Below are 16,507 nucleotides of genomic sequence, written 5' to 3'. Positions count from 1 at the left end.
CGGCATCGCATCCTGATCGATGCCGACGGTTTATCAACCCAGACTGATGTGATTTCGGACAGCTGTCACACCCGCCACGTTGGCGGCGACCGCCGTCGCGCGCTCGATCTCGGCCTGCGTCGCAACGGCACCGTCAAGTGTGACAATGCTGCCCTTGGCGACGACATTGACGTCAGCGGCGTCGAGGCCGCCGGCGACCGCGAGAGCATTGGCAACCGCTTCCTCCAGTGCGGCATGATTGACGAATTCCACTTCGATCTCGGGGATCTCCCCGAAGAATGTCCCTTGCTTGAATATCATGACACCTGCTCCGTTTTCCTCACTCGTGGAAAACGCACGTCACGGGCCTTCGTTCATTTCACCATCGAACCTGATAGTTCACCCGCACACTGCCCGTTCGCTTCGATGAAGCTGGATCATTGATCGTTGCGTTGAGGCTGAGATCGGGAAGGATGACCTGGTTCATGGCAACCGAGTTGGAGAGGCTGCCGCTGGCCTTGTCGAAAGAAGCCTCCGCCAGGAGTGAGGTCCCGGTCCAGGGATGGGTGAGCTTCAGCGATTGCGACGCGTCCATCGATGCCTGTCTCGAGTCGATCGTGTCGTAGCGCACCATGACGGAGCGCGTCGACTGCGCGTCCAGCCAATCCGTCACGATCCAGCTTCTGGCGCGACTTAGCGTGAGGGACGCATCTCCCCGCAATGTGTCGACCCTGACGCTGCTGGTCTGCTCGACCCGGGATGCGGGCGTGACACTGACCTTGCTGAGACTGCCCCAAAGAGCCGCTTGCTCGGAATTCTGCATCAATTCACCGCCGTTCGTCGAAGCCAGGGCAATATCCGCGCCGGCGCTGGTCTCCCATTCCGCCGGCAGCCGAAATCCCATGGTCGCCTTGTAGGAATTGTCCGAGAGCTTCACCGGCGTCCAGATCAGCAGGTTTTCAGCACGCGTCGGCAGAGCGGGCAGTGCAAAGGCAACAGACAGCAACAACAAGCTGCGTTTCGTTCTCATGGTTCGTGACTTCCTTCCGACAAGGGAACGGACCGGGCATGGTGACACCTTGATGGCGTATCGTTGCTCGCGAGGGCCGCGTTCGTTGTGTGAATAACATCCGGCCTTGGCCGCGATGTCGCTTTCCGTGCGCCAGAAGCGCGCGGCGAGTGCCACGGTTTGCAACCATCAGGCTGCGGCGACTCTCATTCCAAAGAATATTAGAAGATTCACATGTGCTGACAGCCGTGTAAACCCCTTGCAGCTAAAAATCTGCTGCAGCGCACACTTGCCGCCCCTTTCAAAGCCCTGTAGAGCCGAAGCAAAATAGCAATAATCTGGCAAAAAAGCGCATGATGATCGGTAAAGACACGCCACGGCGCCTCAGCATCTTCGGTTCGACGGGCTCGATAGGGCAGAACACGCTTGATGTCGTGCAGCAGCTGGGCGGACGCGACAGCTTCGATATTTCCGTCGTGACCGGCAATGAAAATGTCGAACTTCTCGCGCAGCAGGCAAAAGCGTCAGGAGCCCGGCTCGCTGTTACCGCCAACGATGGCAAATACGAAGCGCTCAAGGCCGAGCTTTCCGGCAGCGGCATTGCCGTCGCGGCGGGCGTCTCCGGGCTCGGCGAAGCCGCCGATATGGAAGCCGACTGGGTGATGGCGGCAATCGTCGGCACGGCCGGACTTGCGCCGACGCTTGCCGCGGCGCGAAGAGGCGCAACGATCGCACTTGCCAACAAGGAATGCCTCGTGTCCGCCGGCGATCTGTTCGTCGATGCCGTAAAGGCGGGTGGCGGACAGCTCATTCCCGTAGACAGCGAGCACAGCGCCATTTTCCAGTCGCTTGACGAAGCTCAGAGGCATGCAGTCGAGCGGATCATCCTAACAGCCTCCGGCGGTCCGTTTCGCACGTGGTCCCGCGCCGAGATGGCGAATGTGACCGTAGCGACCGCGCGCGCTCATCCGAACTGGTCGATGGGCCTGAAGATCTCGATTGGCAGTGCCTCCATGTTCAACAAGGCGCTGGAGATGATCGAGGCGAAGCACCTGTTCGATGTTCGCCCCGACCAGATCGAGGTTATCGTTCATCCGCAGTCGATCATCCATTCCATGGTCGGCTATACGGATGGATCCGTCATCGCCCAGCTCGGCAGCCCCGACATGCGCACGGCAATCGGCTACGCACTGGATTACCCGCGCCGGCCGCAGCTCAACGTCGAACGGCTCGACTTTGCCAAGCTGTCCCGGTTGGATTTCGAGGCGCCCGATGAAGAGCGTTTCCCGGCGCTTCGTCTGGCGCGGACGGCGCTGGAGCGCGGTGGCCTGCAGGGCGCAATCATGAATGCAGCCGAGGAAGTGGCCTTCCACGCCTTCGTCGACGAGCGCATCGGCTTCCTTCAGATGGCCGATATCGCCGAAGCCGTCATGGATCGCATGGTAGGAACCGGCGGCGCGCGCAGCATGGACGACGTCTTCGCGGCCGACGCGGAAGCCCGCCGCCTTGCAGCCGAAGTAGTAGCCATCAACGAAAAGGCCGCCTGACGGCGGCCTTTGGTCTGATCTGCACGATGCGCCTCAGGCCACATGCCGGGCCAGCGCACAGCGCGACCACAGCGAATGCAATGCCTCGACCAGATGCTCGATATCGGCATCGCTATGCAGCGGCGTCGGCGTGATGCGCAGACGCTCGGTCTTCTTCGGCACCGTCGGATAATTGATCGGCTGTACGTAAACACCGCAATTGTCGAGCAGCAGGTCGGAGATCCACTTGCACTTCGCAGCATCGCCGACCATCACGGGCACGATATGGCTCGGGTTCGGCATATGCGGGATGCCACGCTTGTCGAGCAGTGCGCGCAGCGTCCGCACACGTTCCTGATGACGGGCGCGTTCGAACTGGCTCACCTTCAGGTGCTGGATCGAGGCGACGGCGCCAGCAGCCAAGGCCGGCGGCAACGCTGTCGTAAAGATGAAGCCCGAGGCAAACGAGCGGATGAAATCACAGAGGGCCGTCGACGCGGCGATATAGCCGCCCATCACGCCGAAAGCCTTGCCGAGCGTGCCTTCGATAACGGTCAACCGATCCATCAGGCCTTCGCGCTCGGCGATGCCGCCACCGCGCGGACCGTACATGCCAACGGCATGGACTTCGTCGAGATAGGTCATCGCGCCGTACTTGTCGGCGAGATCACAGATTTCCTTGATAGGGGCGATATCGCCATCCATCGAGTAGACCGATTCGAACGCAATCAGCTTCGGCGCCTTCGGATCGGCCGCAGCGAGCTTGGCTTCCAGATCCTGCAGGTCATTGTGTTTCCAGATGACCTTGTCGCACTTGGCGTAGCGAATGCCCTCGATCATCGACGCATGGTTCAGCGCGTCGGAGAAAATCACGAGGCCGGGGATCTTGGACCCGAGCGTACCCAGAGCCGCCCAGTTGGAGACATAACCGGAGGTGAAGATCAGCGCCGATTCCTTGCCATGCAGATCGGCAAGTTCGCGCTCGAGCAGCACGTGGTAGTGGGTGGTACCAGAAATATTCCGGGTGCCTCCCGCACCCGCGCCACAGTGATCGATGGCGTTCTTCATCGCCTCGATCACCTTGGGGTTCTGGCCCATGCCGAGATAGTCGTTGGAACACCAGACGGTCACATCCTTGGGGCCATCGGCCGTATGGCGGGTCGCGCGTGGAAAGCTGCCCCGGTGACGCTCAAGATCGGCAAAAACGCGATAGCGGCCTTCCGCATGCAGGCCATCCAGCTCGTTTTTGAAGAATGCTTCGAAATCCATCATATGCTCCAGTATCGTGCGAGCGTTTTTTGCGAACCGACGCGCACACGTCAACCCTTCGTCGCTGCTTTAGCATCAACTGCGGCAAATGGCCCATAGTCTTGAATTATTTTAATTAGAAAATGACCGCCGTGCCAAGTGGATGGTGATCGCGAGACTGGTGAGCCTCGCGATCAAGCTTTCGTCAGCCGGCGTCGGCAACGGCGCGCTTCGCCATCACCTTGACGAGATTCGCCCGATATTCCGCACTGGCGTGCAGATCGGACATCAGCCCCGAGGCATCGACATTGACCGCAGCAATCGCCGAGGGTGCCCAGTTGCCCCCCAACGCCACCTCGATACCGCGCTCGCGGAACACGCCGTTCGAACCTGCACCGGTAACGGCCACCCGAACACCGCTGCCCGCTTTCGCCACGAAGACACCGGTCATTGCGTAGCGCGAAGCCGGGTTCGGAAACTTGGCATAGCCCACCTTCTCCGGCGCGTCGAAACTGATCGCCGTGATCAGCTCACCCTCTTCGAGAGCGGTTTCGAACAGACCGGTAAAGAAGTCCTCGGCCCCGATTTCCCGCTTGTTCGTGATGATCCGCGCGTCGAGCGCCAGCATCGCGGATGGATAATCGGCAGCCGGATCGTTGTTGGCGACCGAACCGCCGATCGTCCCCATGTGGCGCACATGCGGATCGCCGATCATGCCCGCGAGATTGCAAATCGCGGGACAGACCGCCCTCAGCGACGAGGAAGCGGCGACGTCGGCATGCGGCGTTGCCGCACCGATCGTCACCTTGCGCCCGTCGATCTTGATTCCCGTCATCGCAGTGACCCGCCGGACGTCGACGAGGTCGCTGGGTGCGGCAAGCCGCTGCTTCATGGTGGCGATGAGCGTCATTCCGCCTGAGACATATTTGCCCTCCGACTTGCCTGAGATCATCTTGACGGCTTCATCGACGGAGGAAGCGCGGTGATAGTTGGTTTGATACATCGTCGTTCCCCTTCAATGAACCGCGCGCGCTGCCATCCACACCTTCTGCGGCGTGGCCGGCATGGTCAGCATGTTGTTGCCGATGGCATCCGTGATGGCGTTGATCAGCGCCGGTGGCGAGCCGATGGCACCGGCTTCACCGCAGCCCTTGATGCCCAGCGGGTTGCTCGGTGACGGCGTGACCTGGTGCGACACCTGGAAGGACGGCAGGTCATCGGCGCGCGGCATGGCGTAGTCCATGAAGCTTGCAGTCAGGAGCTGGCCGTTTTCATCATAGTGCACGCCTTCGAGCAGCGCCTGGCCGATCCCCTGGGCGATGCCGCCATGCACCTGACCTTCGACGATCATCGGGTTGATGATATTGCCGAAATCGTCGGCCGCCACGAACTGGATGATGTCGGTCTTGCCGGTTTCCGGGTCGACTTCCACTTCGCAGATGTAGCAACCGGCCGGGAAGGTGAAGTTGGACGGATCATAGAAGGCCGTTTCCTTCAGTCCCGGCTCCATTCCGCCCGGTAGATTGTGCGCCGTATAGGCCGCCAGTGCCACCTGGAACCAGGGCAACATCTTGTCGGTGCCGGCCACCTTCACTTCGCCGTTCTCGATAACGATATCGCTTTCATCGGCCTCCATCAGGTGTGCGGCAATCTTCTTGGCCTTGGCCTCGACCTTGTCGAGCGCCTTGACGATGGCCGACATGCCGACCGCACCGGAGCGCGAGCCGTAGGTGCCCATGCCCATCTGCACCTTGTCGGTGTCACCGTGGACGATCGAAACGCTGTCGATCGGCACGCCGAGCCTGTCGGCTACAAGTTGCGCGAAGGTCGTCTCGTGCCCTTGGCCGTGGCTGTGGGACCCGGTGAGCACCTCGATCGTGCCGACGGCGTTGACGCGAACCTCGGCCGATTCCCATAGTCCGACACCCGCCCCAAGCGAGCCCACCGCCTGCGACGGCGCGATGCCGCATGCCTCGATGTAGCAGCTCATACCGATGCCACGTTTCTTGCCACGACTTGCAGCATCTGCCTTGCGCGACGCAAACCCGTTCCAGTCGGAAGCCTGCATGGCCGCATTCAGCGATGCTTCGTAATCGCCGGCATCATAGTTCATGATCACAGGCGTCTGATGCGGGAAGGAACGGATGAAGTTCTTTCGCCGTAGCTCGGCCGGCGAGATGCCGAGTTCGCGCGCGGCCGTCTCCATCGTGCGCTCCAGAAGATAGGTCGCTTCCGGACGACCGGCGCCACGATAGGCATCGACAGGCGCGGTGTTGGTGTAGACCGTACGGACATTGGCGTGGATCGCCGGGATATCATACTGGCCGGAGAGCAAGGTCGCATAGAGATAGGTCGGCACGGCCGACGAGAAGAGCGACATGTAGGCGCCGAGATTGGCGATCGTATCCACCTTCAAGCCGATGATGCGGTGGTCCTTGTCGAAAGCCATCTTCACCTTGGACACATGATCGCGACCATGCGCATCGGTCAGGAAAGCCTCGGTACGATCGGAGTTCCATTTGACAGGAACGCCGGTCTTCTTGGACGCCCAGAGACAGACGATCTCTTCCGGGTAGATGTAGATCTTCGAACCGAATCCACCGCCGACATCAGGCGCAATCACACGCAGCTTGTTTTCGGGTGCGACGTTGTAGAAGGCGCTCATCACCAGTCGAGCGACATGCGGATTCTGGCTCGTCGTGTAGCAGGTGTAGTGATCCTCGGCGGAATCGTAGATCCCGAGAGCAGCACGCGGCTCCATCGGGTTGGGCGAGAGCCGGTTGTTGTGGAGTTCGATCTCCGTCACATGCGCCGCGTCAGCGATCGCCTTGTCGGTGGCGGCGGGATCGCCCAACTGCCAGTCGAAGATCAGGTTGCCGGCGGCTTCCGTATGGATCTGCGGAGCGCCGGATTTCAGCGCATCGACCGCTTCCACCACGACAGGCAGTTCTTCGTAGTCGACCACCACGGCTTCGGCCGCATCGCGTGCCTCGGCGAGGCTATCGGCGACAACGACGGCCACCGCATCACCAACATAACGCACCACGTCGACCGCCAGCGGACGCCACGCGCCCATCTTCATCGGTGACCCGTCTTTTGAATGGATCATCCAGCCGCAGATCAGGTTGCCGATTCCATCGGCGAGCAGCTGCTTGCCGTCCAGCACGCCGATGACGCCCGGCATCGCCTTGGCCGAAGCCGCATCGATGCTGCGGATCTTTGCATGGGCATGCGGACTACGGATAAAAAACGCGAACTTCATGCCCGGCACGACCATGTCGTCGGTATAACGGCCCTTGCCGGTCAGGAACCGCTTGTCTTCCTTGCGCGTGACGCGTGCACCAATTCCTTCAACACCCATGATGTCCTCCCAATGGGGTTTCGGGCCTGGCATTCCGCCAAAGACAGTCGTGTCGGCGGCAGCCAGACAATTCCTGAGCGCTATTCAGCCGCCTGTCTGGCGGTGCCATGCATCTGCTCGTTGGCGGACAGCACAGCCTTGACGATGTTGTGATAGCCGGTGCACCGACAGATGTTGCCTTCGAGCTCGTGGCGCACGGTCTGTTCATCGAGCTTGCCGCCATGGCGGCCGATCATGTCGACAGCGGTCATGACCATGCCGGGCGTGCAGAAGCCGCATTGCAGGCCATGATGCTCCTTGAACGCGGCCTGCACCGGATGAAGTTCGCCATCGGTTGCAAGACCTTCGATGGTCGTCACGGCAGAGCCTGACGCCTGGACGGCAAGGATTGTGCAGCTCTTGACCGACCGACCGTCCATATGGACGACGCAGGTACCGCATTGGCTCGTATCGCAGCCGACATGCGTTCCCGTCAGGCCCAGCTTTTCGCGAATGAAATGGACAAGAAGCGTGCGCTCTTCACAGTCGCCGCTCACCGTCCGGCCGTTCACCGTCAGTGTCACTTTCGCCATGATTTCCTCCTCGTGCCTCCTCCAGGCACGGGCGGTATCATTTGACGTTTTTGCTTTGGGATCAACCACTACTTTAGGGAGGCATGTTCAATTCGCCGGTACCGAGCGGACGCCTCGGCCCGGCTTTCTCCACACACTTTTCAAGCCACCAGAAATTGCAACCCCGGCACAAAGAAACGAAAAGCTCCTTTTTGCGCCACAGTTTGCAAGCTAGCCTGTCAGAAAAGAAGAATCAGGGACGGCCATCGCCCGCTGGGGCGCTAATCAGGAGTAATTGATGAAAAAGATTATTGCATTCGTCTTGGTCGGTTTGTCGATCGCCAGCTGCACTCCAACCGAACGCGGTGCGGGGATCGGCGCCGCGTCGGGCGCCATCGTGGGCGGTGCCGTCACCGGCAACGTGCGCGGCGCAGCCGTTGGCGCGGCGATTGGCGGCGTGTCCGGCGCGCTCATCGGTGCCGTCGCCGAGCAGCCCGGCCAGTGCTATTACCGCGACCAATACGGACGCCGGTACATAGACGACTGCCCGCGTCGATAACCCGGGACAGCCTTAAAATCCCGGGTTCTGCCCGGGATTTTTTGATCTTTTTCCACTAATTCAGCAATTAGGCGATTTAAAACGATACACCAAAAGGAATTTTGCCGCTAAGGTTGCCGCCGGCTAGGGGACGCGAAGCTAGATTCCAATGTAACCAAAAAGCAGCGGATGCAGATCAGAGGGACGGCACCGAAAACAGGTATTGCGTATCGGCGTATGGGCATCGTGATGGTGGTCGCGGCAGCGGCTGCGCTCTCACCTGCTCTCGTGGCCGACGCTTTCGCCTTCAAGCTTTTCGGCATGAACTTTTTCGGCAAGGACGAGGAAACGAGCGATCAGGTTCCTGATCCCGTTCGCTACGACGTGACGCTGACGACTGATGCAGTCGATCCCGATCTCAAGGAAGCGCTGGAAAACAGTTCCCGCCTCGTCGGCGACAAGGACAAGCCGGTCTCCGGCGATCTCGGTGTCGTGGTCAAGGCGCGCGACGACATCGAGCGCCTGATCGCCACACTCTACGAAAAGGCACGCTACGGCGGTGTCGTGACGATCACCATCGACGGCAGGAATATCAACGCACTGCCGCCCAACCCGACCTTCAACCGCTCTCGTCCGGTGCCGGTCCATGTGAGCGTTGCGGCCGGGCCGGTCTTCAAGGTGCACGAGGTCCAGTTCGGAGGCGATGCCGCTGGCCAGAATCCGGCCGATTACGATCTCGCCCCCGGCGAACAGGCCGGTTCGCTGGTCATCATCAAGGCAGGTGACAAGATCGTCGAGCAACTGAAGAGCAATGGTCACCCGCTGGCGAAACTGACGGATCGCAAAGTCATCGCCGATCACAAGACAGACACGGTCAACATCCTGATTGCCGCCGAGAGCGGCCCGGTCGCTCCAATCGGAAACGTCGGCGTAACGGGCGAAAAAAGCGTACGTTCGGAGTTCATCGAACGCTACTCGAGGCTGAACAAGGGTGACCGTTATTCGCCCGAAGCCGTGAAGAAGGCGGGAGACAGGCTGCGCGCGCTCGGCGTCTTTTCCAGTGTCACCATCCACGAAGCCGACGCGTTGGACCCCGATGGGACGTTTCCGATGACAATCGAGGTCGCGGAAGGCAAACAGCGTTATCTTGGCCTGGGAGCCCAATATTCCACGACCGATGGCTTTGGCGTGAATGGCTACTGGGGTCACCGCAACCTGTTCGGCGCCGCGGAATCGTTGCGCATCGAGGGGTCGGTCGGGCGACTGGGTGACGCATCGAACATCGGCGATCTCGATTATTCGGCGGGCGTCACCTTCACTAAGCCGGGCGCATTTTTCCCGTCCGCGACCCTGACGGCAAGCATTCTTGCCAAGACCGAAAATCCGGATGCCTACAGCGCCAAGCTGGTGACGGCATCGCTCGGTCTTGCCTATGAACTCAGCGACATCGACACGATCAGCGGCGCCGGTGAGGTCAGCTGGGAAAAGGACGACGATGCCTTCGGCACCAATACCTACCTGACCTTTGCGCTGCCGTTCCAATACGATCGCGACACGCGCGACAACAAGCTTGACCCGACCGAAGGCTATCGCGCCACCCTGAAGGCAACGCCAAGCTACGAATCTTACAACGGAACCTTCTTTTCCAGTTTGGAGGGCTCCATCTCCGGCTATCAGGGACTGGGTGCCGAGGATCGCATCGTTCTCGCCGGCAAGCTTTCCACGGGCTTCCTTTTTGGCGCCGACAATCTGGAAAACATTCCCGCTACCCGGCGTTTCTTTGCCGGCGGCGGCGGTTCTGTTCGCGGCTACGGCTACCAGGAGATTTCACCTTACAATGCTGCCAACGATCCCACCGGCGGCGCATCCTACGTCACGGCATCGTTCGAGACGCGCGTGAAGATCACCGATACGATCGGCATCGTTCCGTTCATCGATGTCGGTACGGTCTCAGCCGACCTTGCGCCGGACTTTTCCGACATCCGGGCAGGCGCGGGTATCGGCGTTCGCTACGCGACACCGTTTGGCCCATTGCGACTTGATTTCGCCGTACCGCTCAACAAGTACGAAGGCGGAACCAGCTACGGCATCTATGCCGGGATCGGTCAGTCATTCTGACAAGACATGAGTGCGCAGCGGCTTGGCCGCTGTAAACTGCTTTAGACAAACAGGGGCATGTCCGAGTTCATGCAGACGTTGACTAAAATCGTGACCTGGATCATCCGCCTGCTCGGCTATTCCGTGGGCGTCGTGCTGATCCTTGCTGCAGTGGCAATCGGCGTTTTCGGCTTCACATCCTTTGGCGCGCGGATCGTCGTCGACAAGGTAGCGTCGATCATCTCCAACCGGGATATGACCATCCGTGTTCAGGATCCGCAGGGGCTTTTGACCGGAGGCCTGCGGGCAAGCCAGATCGTGCTTTCCGATACGCGTGGCGTATTCGCGGAAATCGATGGCATCGCGATCAACTGGAATCCGCTGGCGCTGCTGACAGGACGGTTCCACGCTACACGCGTGGAGGCCGCCGATATCCACGTTCTGCGCAGCCCTGTGCGAACGCTGCCATCCCGCCCTGCTGCCGAAGACAGCGGCGGCTTTTCCCTTCCGCTCAAGCTCGATATCGACAACATCTCCCTACCGGCCATTCGGCTGGAGCAGCCACTGATCGGCCGCGCCTTCTCGCTCGCAGCCAATGGCAGCATGCGTGCCGACAACGAGGGCGGCAATGCCTCGCTGACGCTGAACAGGCATGATGTTCCCGATGCGAAGCTGACGGCGGATGTCGCCTTTCTTCCTGATGGAGACCAGCTGCGACTACAGGCTAAGCTGAGTGAACCGAAGGGTGGCCTGCTTGCGGGCGTGCTGGCGCTCCCCGGCAATCCTGCCCTTGAGGTCAGCCTCGCGGGCGACGGCCCGATTTCCAACTGGAAAGGCAAGCTGCAGGCGTCGCTCGACGGACAACAGCGTGCGGCAATCGAAGCCCACCATGCCCAGACCCCGGATGGCCTGCATCACATAGACCTCAAGGGCGGCGGCGATCTCAGCTCCCTGCTTCCCGCAGCCTTCCGCCCACTGTTTTCAGGGCAGACCAATATCGATGTCGCCGCCACGTTCGACAACAAGGGCAAGATCGATATTCAAACCGGCAACATCGCGACCGGTGCGGTCGTTATCGCAACCTCAGGCACTCTGGACCCCAAGGGCAAGAACAGCCTGAACGCCAACCTTCTCGGAACATCAGGACCCGTCGATTTCCGTTGGCCGCTGGCCGATGGCGACGCGCGCTTCATGATATCAGGCGTCAACCTCGCCTTGACGGGGGACGCGAAAGCCTCGCGCCTCAACGCCAGCGCATCGATCGATTCCGCGGTCCTGCCGCAGGCAACGATCAACAACGTCAAGCTGACGGCAAAGAGCGACAACTTCAATCTCTCCGGCCGCTCCGGCGGTGTCCAGCTGCGATTGGTCGCGGGCGACATGACATTCGCCAACCCTGACATCAACCGGGCGATCCAAGGACCGGTGACGATTGCCGTCCCCCTGCAAATTTCACCGGATGCCCTCGGCTTCAACGGCACGACGATCGAAAGCGCGTCTGCCAACGCCAGCCTGAACGGGTCCTACAAGCTCAGTGCCAGTGCGCTCACCGGCAACGCCAAGCTGACAATCGAACCCCCGGCATTGCCCCCGGCGGTGGCAGCCCGTTTCGATGCCCCGATAGTGGTTGAGACGGTTGTTGGCGGAACGATCCCGTCGAAGATCACCTTGTCGAACCTTACCATCAAGTCCAGCGCCCTGGAAGCGAACGGCAACGTCGCACTCGACGGTGATATGCTCGACGCCACCCTTTCGGGCCGGATCCCGGAGGTCGCGAAGTTTCTGGAAACAGCCGCGGGCGAAGCAAGCTATTCGCTGAGCGCAAAGGGCAACCTTGCAGCACTCGCCGTCTCGGCAAACGTCAAGGCACCTCAGCTTGATGTCGCCGGACGAAAACTGGCCGATCTTGACGTCATTCTTTCCGGCACTGCGGATCCAAAGGCTCCCAAGGCCGAGCTGACCGCCAAGGGCAGCATCGACGGCCAAGCGATCAACATCAGCACCGATATGCAGTCGGTGGATGGCAGGGTGATCTTGCCGTCGATTGCCGCCAATGTCGGCAAGAATCGACTGACGGGTCACGTCGAACTTTCCGGGGGCTTCCAGCCGACCGGGTCCCTCACCTTCGATTTTCCGGATGTCGGCCTTCTGGCCGCTCTCGGCGGGCAGGTCGCGGAAGGCGACCTGAAGGGCTCCGTCGACATCGCCAACGAAAGCGGGACGATCGCACTCAAGGTGGCAGCGGCAGGCAGCGGGCTGAAGCGCGGCACCTTCTCGGTTGTCAAACCGGACATCAACGTTACGGTCAGCGATCTCAAAGCATTCGCGGCAACGGGAAGCATCAAGGCCGAGGAGATCGTGTCCGGCACGAACAAGGTCGAGACGCTGGGGCTGACCTTTACGCAGCTGCAGAACCGCACGAACTTCGATCTCGACGCGATCTATGACAGCAGCCCGCTCGTTGTCAGGGGCGGAGTGGAGGCTAAGGACGGAACCACCCTTCTGCAGCTGAACCGCTTTTCGGCGAGACCGCATGACATTCCCGTCGAGCTTACGTCGCCGTCGGATCTGAGCTTCAGCAACGGGACCGTCACCCTCAACGGAATCGAGCTCACTGCCGGCGCTGGCGCAATCAGCGCCAGAGGCACGATCGGCGAGACGCTGGACATTGATGCCGATATCAAGGAACTGCCGGCAAGTCTGGCGAATAGCTTTGTGCCCAACCTTCAGGCAGAGGGCACGATATCCGGCAAGGTTACAGTCACGGGCACGCCAGCCGCGCCAAGCGCGAACTTCAAGCTAGACTGGAAGAATGCGGCAACCAGCCATACCCGGGGCGCCGGCCTTTCACCCCTTGCGATCGGTGCGAACGGCACTTTTGCCGACAATACGCTTGGCTTCCAGGCAGCTGCGACTGGAAGCGGCGGCGTTTCGTTGAAGGCACAGGGAAACTTCGCGACGGCAGGACCGAACGCCCAGTCGCTGAGCGCCAATGCTGACATCGTCAACATCCCTGCCGCCCTGGCAAATGCGCTGGTGCCCGGCCTCGATGCCGAAGGATCCATCACCGGCAAAGTCAGTGCCTCCGGCAAGCTGCCGGCACCGGAACTCGACTTCAAGCTCAACTGGAAGAATGCCGCAACCAGCCAGACGAAGATTGCGAAACTCTCTTCGCTCGGCGTTTCCGCCAGCGGCAAACTCGAAAATAACATCCTCCATTTCAATGCCAATGCCAGCGGCAGCGGCGCATTGTCTCTGAAGGCCGACGGTAGTTTCGTGGTTTCGGGTGACAACGGGCAGACGCTGACGCTCGACGGCGAGCTCGCGAATATCCCGGCTGCGCTTGGCAACGCCTTCGTGCCGAACCTTGCGGCCGAAGGCCTGATCTCGGGGACGTTCAACGCCTCAGGCAAGCTGCCGACACCGACCGCCAATCTGCACCTGGATTGGAAGAACGCAGCAACCGCGCAGACGAAGACAGCAGGCCTCACCGGCCTCAAGCTTGTAACCAATGGCAAATTTGCCGACGGCACTCTCGACTTCGACACGAACGCCACCGCAAACGGCGGCATGTCGTTCGCCGCCAATGGGAAGCTGCACCTCAGCGGCAAGGAGCTCCACGACCTCGCGATCGACGCCACAATCGCCGAATTGCCCGCAAGCCTCGCCAACGCCTTCGTGCCGAACCTTGGTGCAAGTGGCATCGTTTCCGGCACGGCTTCGGTAACAGGCACTCTGAAACAGCCGGAGGGACGCTTCGACCTCGCATGGAAGGATCTGGCCACCAGCCAGACCAAGGCGGCCCACCTTTCTCCTTTCGCCCTCAACGCCAACGGCACTCTCGCCAACAACACCCTGACCTTCCAGGCGAACCTTGATGGAGAAGGCGCCGCCCAGCTGAAGGCATCGGGTACAGCGGCACTCGAGGGTACCGCTGTCCGGAACCTGAAGGCAGACGCAAGCCTCAATGCCCTTCCCGCCGCTCTGGTCAATAGTTTCGTTCCAGATCTGGGCGCCGAGGGCACGATCTCCGGATCGGCCGTCGTGTCGGGAGATCTCCCGCTGCCGGCCGTCGATTTCAAGCTGGATTGGGCAAATGCCGGAACGCGCCAGACGAAAAGCGCCGGTCTTTCCGCGCTGAGCCTGAACGCAACCGGCAGGTTCGCCGATAACAAGATCGATTTCGATGCAAACCTCTCCGGCAAGAGCGGCGACCTGCTGAAAGCCAAGGGAAGCGCTGCCCTGCAGGGCGGAACGGTCGGCGGCCTGTCCGTCGATGCCGACATCACAAATCTCCCGGCGAGCCTTGCCAATGGCTTTGTCCCGAGCTTGGGAGCCGAGGGCGTCATTTCCGGAACGGCAAAGACCTCGGGAACCCCAACCAATCCGATCATCGATTTCAAGCTCGGCTGGACCAACGCAGCGACAACGCAGACCAGAGCCTCCGGTATTGGTCCCTTGTCTGCCGATGCCAGCGGCCGACTGGCCGATAACAAGCTCGACTTCAAGGCAAACCTGGCTGGCAGCGGCGTGTCGCTGAAAGCCGGCGGCAACTTCGTCATCGCCGGACCAAACGCACAGTCGCTTTCCGTCAATGCCGACGTGGCCAACCTGCCGGCCGGACTGGCCAACGCCTTCGTTCCGGGGCTCGCGGCCGAAGGCAATATCTCGGGCACGGTAACCGCATCCGGCAAGCTGCCGCTTCCCGCCGCCGAATTCAAACTGGATTGGCGCAACGCTGCGACCAGCCAAACCAGAAGCGCCGGCCTCCAACCGCTCAGCATCGCGACGAGCGGAAAGCTGTCCGGCCCGACACTGAAGTTCGACACGACAGTCGGGGGCGGTGGCGGCCTGTCGCTGAAGGGTGGAGGAAGTGTTGCCGTTTCTGGCAACCGTGCGCTTGACTTGCGCTTCTCGGGCAATCTGCCCTTTGCGGTCCTCGGCACGCAGCTCGCCGCCCAGGGGCTGACGGCAGAGGGAACAGCCAACTTCAATCTGCAGATCGGCGGCACGGCGGCAGCCCCGCTGGTCAATGGAACAGTGACGACCGCTGGCGCCAGGATCGTTGACGTGCGGCGTAATCTCGCGCTCAACAGCCTGACTGCGGACATCCGTTTCAACGGGCAGCAAGCGGTCATCTCGCGGCTCACCGGCCAGATCGCCAGCGGCGGAAGCATCTCCGTCACCGGCAACGTCGGGATCCAGCCTGCAGCGAACTTTCCGGCCAACATCGATGTGAAGCTCGACAAGGCCGTCTACGTCGACGGCACCCTGGTCGTCGCGACGGTCGATGGGATGATCGGATTGCGCGGCCCGCTGCTTGCCGGTCCGACGCTCAGCGGAAAGCTGCACGTCGAACGGGCCTCGATCACGGTTCCAGAGAGATTGCCGACCTCGCTGCGGGAAATCGACATCAAGCACGTCAACGCGCCGAAGGCGGTTCTCGCACAACTTGCCGCCGCCGGGCCTCAGGGGCCGCGCGAAAAATCGGCGACCATGAACCTCGATATCCGACTGGATGCGCCCTCGCAGATCTTCGTCCGCGGGCGCGGGATCGATGCCGAGCTTGGAGGAAGCGTGACAATCAAGGGGACAGCCTCGGCCCCCCTCGTTTCCGGTGGCTTCACCATGCGCCGTGGCCGCTTGACGATCCTCAACCGCCGCCTCGATTTTTCCGACAAGAGCCGCATCACCTTTGCCGGGGATCTGACTCCGGCACTGCAGATGGAAGCGAACTCGACATCCGGCTCGACGACGCTCACCGTCGACGTAGCGGGCCTCGCGACCGACCCGTCCATCACCTTCTCCTCCTCGCCCGCGCTGCCGCAGGATGAGGTCTTGGCGCAGCTGATCTTTGGCCAGTCCATGTCGCGCCTCTCTCCACTTCAGATCGCCCAACTGGCGGACGCGGTGAGCCAGCTTGCCGGCGGCCGCTCGGGTTCGCTGTTTCAAGGGCTACGCAACCAGCTGGGCGTCGATGATCTAGACATCAGCACGGATGCCAACGGCCAGACCAGCGTCAGCGTCGGCCGCTACCTGAACGAACGCACCTATTTCGAGCTGCAGCAGAGCAGTGGCAAATCGGGAGCCAAGGCCATCATCAACCTCGACGTCGGACGCGGAGTGAAGTTGCGCGGCGCAGCTGGCGGCGATGGTGCCGGCGAGGCAGGCATCGTCTACGAGCATGAATACTAGGCG

General features: G+C 61.3%; 10 protein-coding genes. 4 read left to right on the top strand and 6 right to left on the bottom strand.

The genetic code is table 11. The features are described from left to right. Positions 1 to 33: 33 nt before the first annotated feature. Positions 34 to 300, bottom strand: a complete 267-nt coding sequence (locus QTL94_RS14050; RefSeq protein ID WP_289802284.1) for a BON domain-containing protein — start codon at positions 298 to 300, stop codon at positions 34 to 36. A 58-nt stretch (positions 301 to 358) separates the two neighbouring features. Then, a complete protein-coding gene (locus QTL94_RS14045) occupies positions 359 to 1,009 on the bottom strand; it encodes a hypothetical protein (protein WP_289802283.1) in 651 nt (216 codons plus the stop codon). 332 nt (positions 1,010 to 1,341) lie between these two features. Between QTL94_RS14045 and dxr the strand changes: the two genes are divergently transcribed. Next, positions 1,342 to 2,535, top strand: a complete 1,194-nt coding sequence (dxr, locus tag QTL94_RS14040; protein ID WP_289802282.1) for a 1-deoxy-D-xylulose-5-phosphate reductoisomerase — start codon at positions 1,342 to 1,344, stop codon at positions 2,533 to 2,535. A 33-nt stretch (positions 2,536 to 2,568) separates the two neighbouring features. On the opposite strand, the gene hemA is transcribed toward dxr, so the two are convergent. The 4 genes from hemA to QTL94_RS14020 all read right to left on the bottom strand — a co-directional run bounded on the left by hemA (position 2,569) and on the right by QTL94_RS14020 (position 7,695). Then, positions 2,569 to 3,783, bottom strand: a complete 1,215-nt coding sequence (gene hemA, locus QTL94_RS14035; RefSeq protein ID WP_113521314.1) for a 5-aminolevulinate synthase — start codon at positions 3,781 to 3,783, stop codon at positions 2,569 to 2,571. Positions 3,784 to 3,967: 184 nt separating this feature from the next. Then, positions 3,968 to 4,765 (bottom strand): FAD binding domain-containing protein, encoded by a 798-nt coding sequence (locus QTL94_RS14030; protein WP_289802281.1) that lies wholly within the window; start codon positions 4,763 to 4,765, stop codon positions 3,968 to 3,970. Positions 4,766 to 4,777: 12 nt separating this feature from the next. Then, a complete protein-coding gene (locus QTL94_RS14025; protein ID WP_289802280.1) occupies positions 4,778 to 7,123 on the bottom strand; it encodes a xanthine dehydrogenase family protein molybdopterin-binding subunit in 2,346 nt (781 codons plus the stop codon). 80 nt (positions 7,124 to 7,203) lie between these two features. Beyond that, positions 7,204 to 7,695, bottom strand: coding sequence for a (2Fe-2S)-binding protein (locus QTL94_RS14020; protein WP_289802279.1), 492 nt, complete (start codon positions 7,693 to 7,695; stop codon positions 7,204 to 7,206). Positions 7,696 to 7,972: 277 nt separating this feature from the next. Between QTL94_RS14020 and QTL94_RS14015 the strand changes: the two genes are divergently transcribed. The 3 genes from QTL94_RS14015 to QTL94_RS14005 all read left to right on the top strand — a co-directional run bounded on the left by QTL94_RS14015 (position 7,973) and on the right by QTL94_RS14005 (position 16,504). Continuing rightward, positions 7,973 to 8,233, top strand: coding sequence for a YMGG-like glycine zipper-containing protein (locus tag QTL94_RS14015; protein ID WP_289802278.1), 261 nt, complete (start codon positions 7,973 to 7,975; stop codon positions 8,231 to 8,233). 168 nt (positions 8,234 to 8,401) lie between these two features. After that, entirely contained in the window at positions 8,402 to 10,330 is a 1,929-nt protein-coding gene (locus QTL94_RS14010; RefSeq protein ID WP_289802277.1) for an autotransporter assembly complex protein TamA, read from the top strand. Between the two features lie 69 nt (positions 10,331 to 10,399). Next, positions 10,400 to 16,504 (top strand): translocation/assembly module TamB domain-containing protein, encoded by a 6,105-nt coding sequence (locus QTL94_RS14005; protein ID WP_502944137.1) that lies wholly within the window; start codon positions 10,400 to 10,402, stop codon positions 16,502 to 16,504. The last annotated feature ends 3 nt before the right edge of the window (positions 16,505 to 16,507 follow it).

The organism is Rhizobium sp. S96, from assembly GCF_030382195.1.
In the GTDB taxonomy this organism is placed as follows: domain Bacteria; phylum Pseudomonadota; class Alphaproteobacteria; order Rhizobiales; family Rhizobiaceae; genus Rhizobium.
Note: the sequence above shows the minus strand (reverse complement) of the source record. Positions and strands in the feature narration are given on the sequence as shown.

Bases quoted from the DNA above. Each gene is read 5' to 3' on its own strand.
- QTL94_RS14010 (WP_289802277.1), top strand. From the start codon at position 8,402: ATGCAGATCAGAGGGACGGCACCGAAAACAGGTATTGCGTATCGGCGT.
- QTL94_RS14025 (WP_289802280.1), bottom strand. From the start codon at position 7,123: ATGGGTGTTGAAGGAATTGGTGCACGCGTCACGCGCAAGGAAGACAAG.
- hemA (WP_113521314.1), bottom strand. From the start codon at position 3,783: ATGGATTTCGAAGCATTCTTCAAAAACGAGCTGGATGGCCTGCATGCG.
- QTL94_RS14045 (WP_289802283.1), bottom strand. From the start codon at position 1,009: ATGAGAACGAAACGCAGCTTGTTGTTGCTGTCTGTTGCCTTTGCACTG.
- QTL94_RS14015 (WP_289802278.1), top strand. From the start codon at position 7,973: ATGAAAAAGATTATTGCATTCGTCTTGGTCGGTTTGTCGATCGCCAGC.
- QTL94_RS14005 (WP_502944137.1), top strand. From the start codon at position 10,400: ATGCAGACGTTGACTAAAATCGTGACCTGGATCATCCGCCTGCTCGGC.
- QTL94_RS14050 (WP_289802284.1), bottom strand. From the start codon at position 300: ATGATATTCAAGCAAGGGACATTCTTCGGGGAGATCCCCGAGATCGAA.
- QTL94_RS14020 (WP_289802279.1), bottom strand. From the start codon at position 7,695: ATGGCGAAAGTGACACTGACGGTGAACGGCCGGACGGTGAGCGGCGAC.
- dxr (WP_289802282.1), top strand. From the start codon at position 1,342: ATGATGATCGGTAAAGACACGCCACGGCGCCTCAGCATCTTCGGTTCG.
- QTL94_RS14030 (WP_289802281.1), bottom strand. From the start codon at position 4,765: ATGTATCAAACCAACTATCACCGCGCTTCCTCCGTCGATGAAGCCGTC.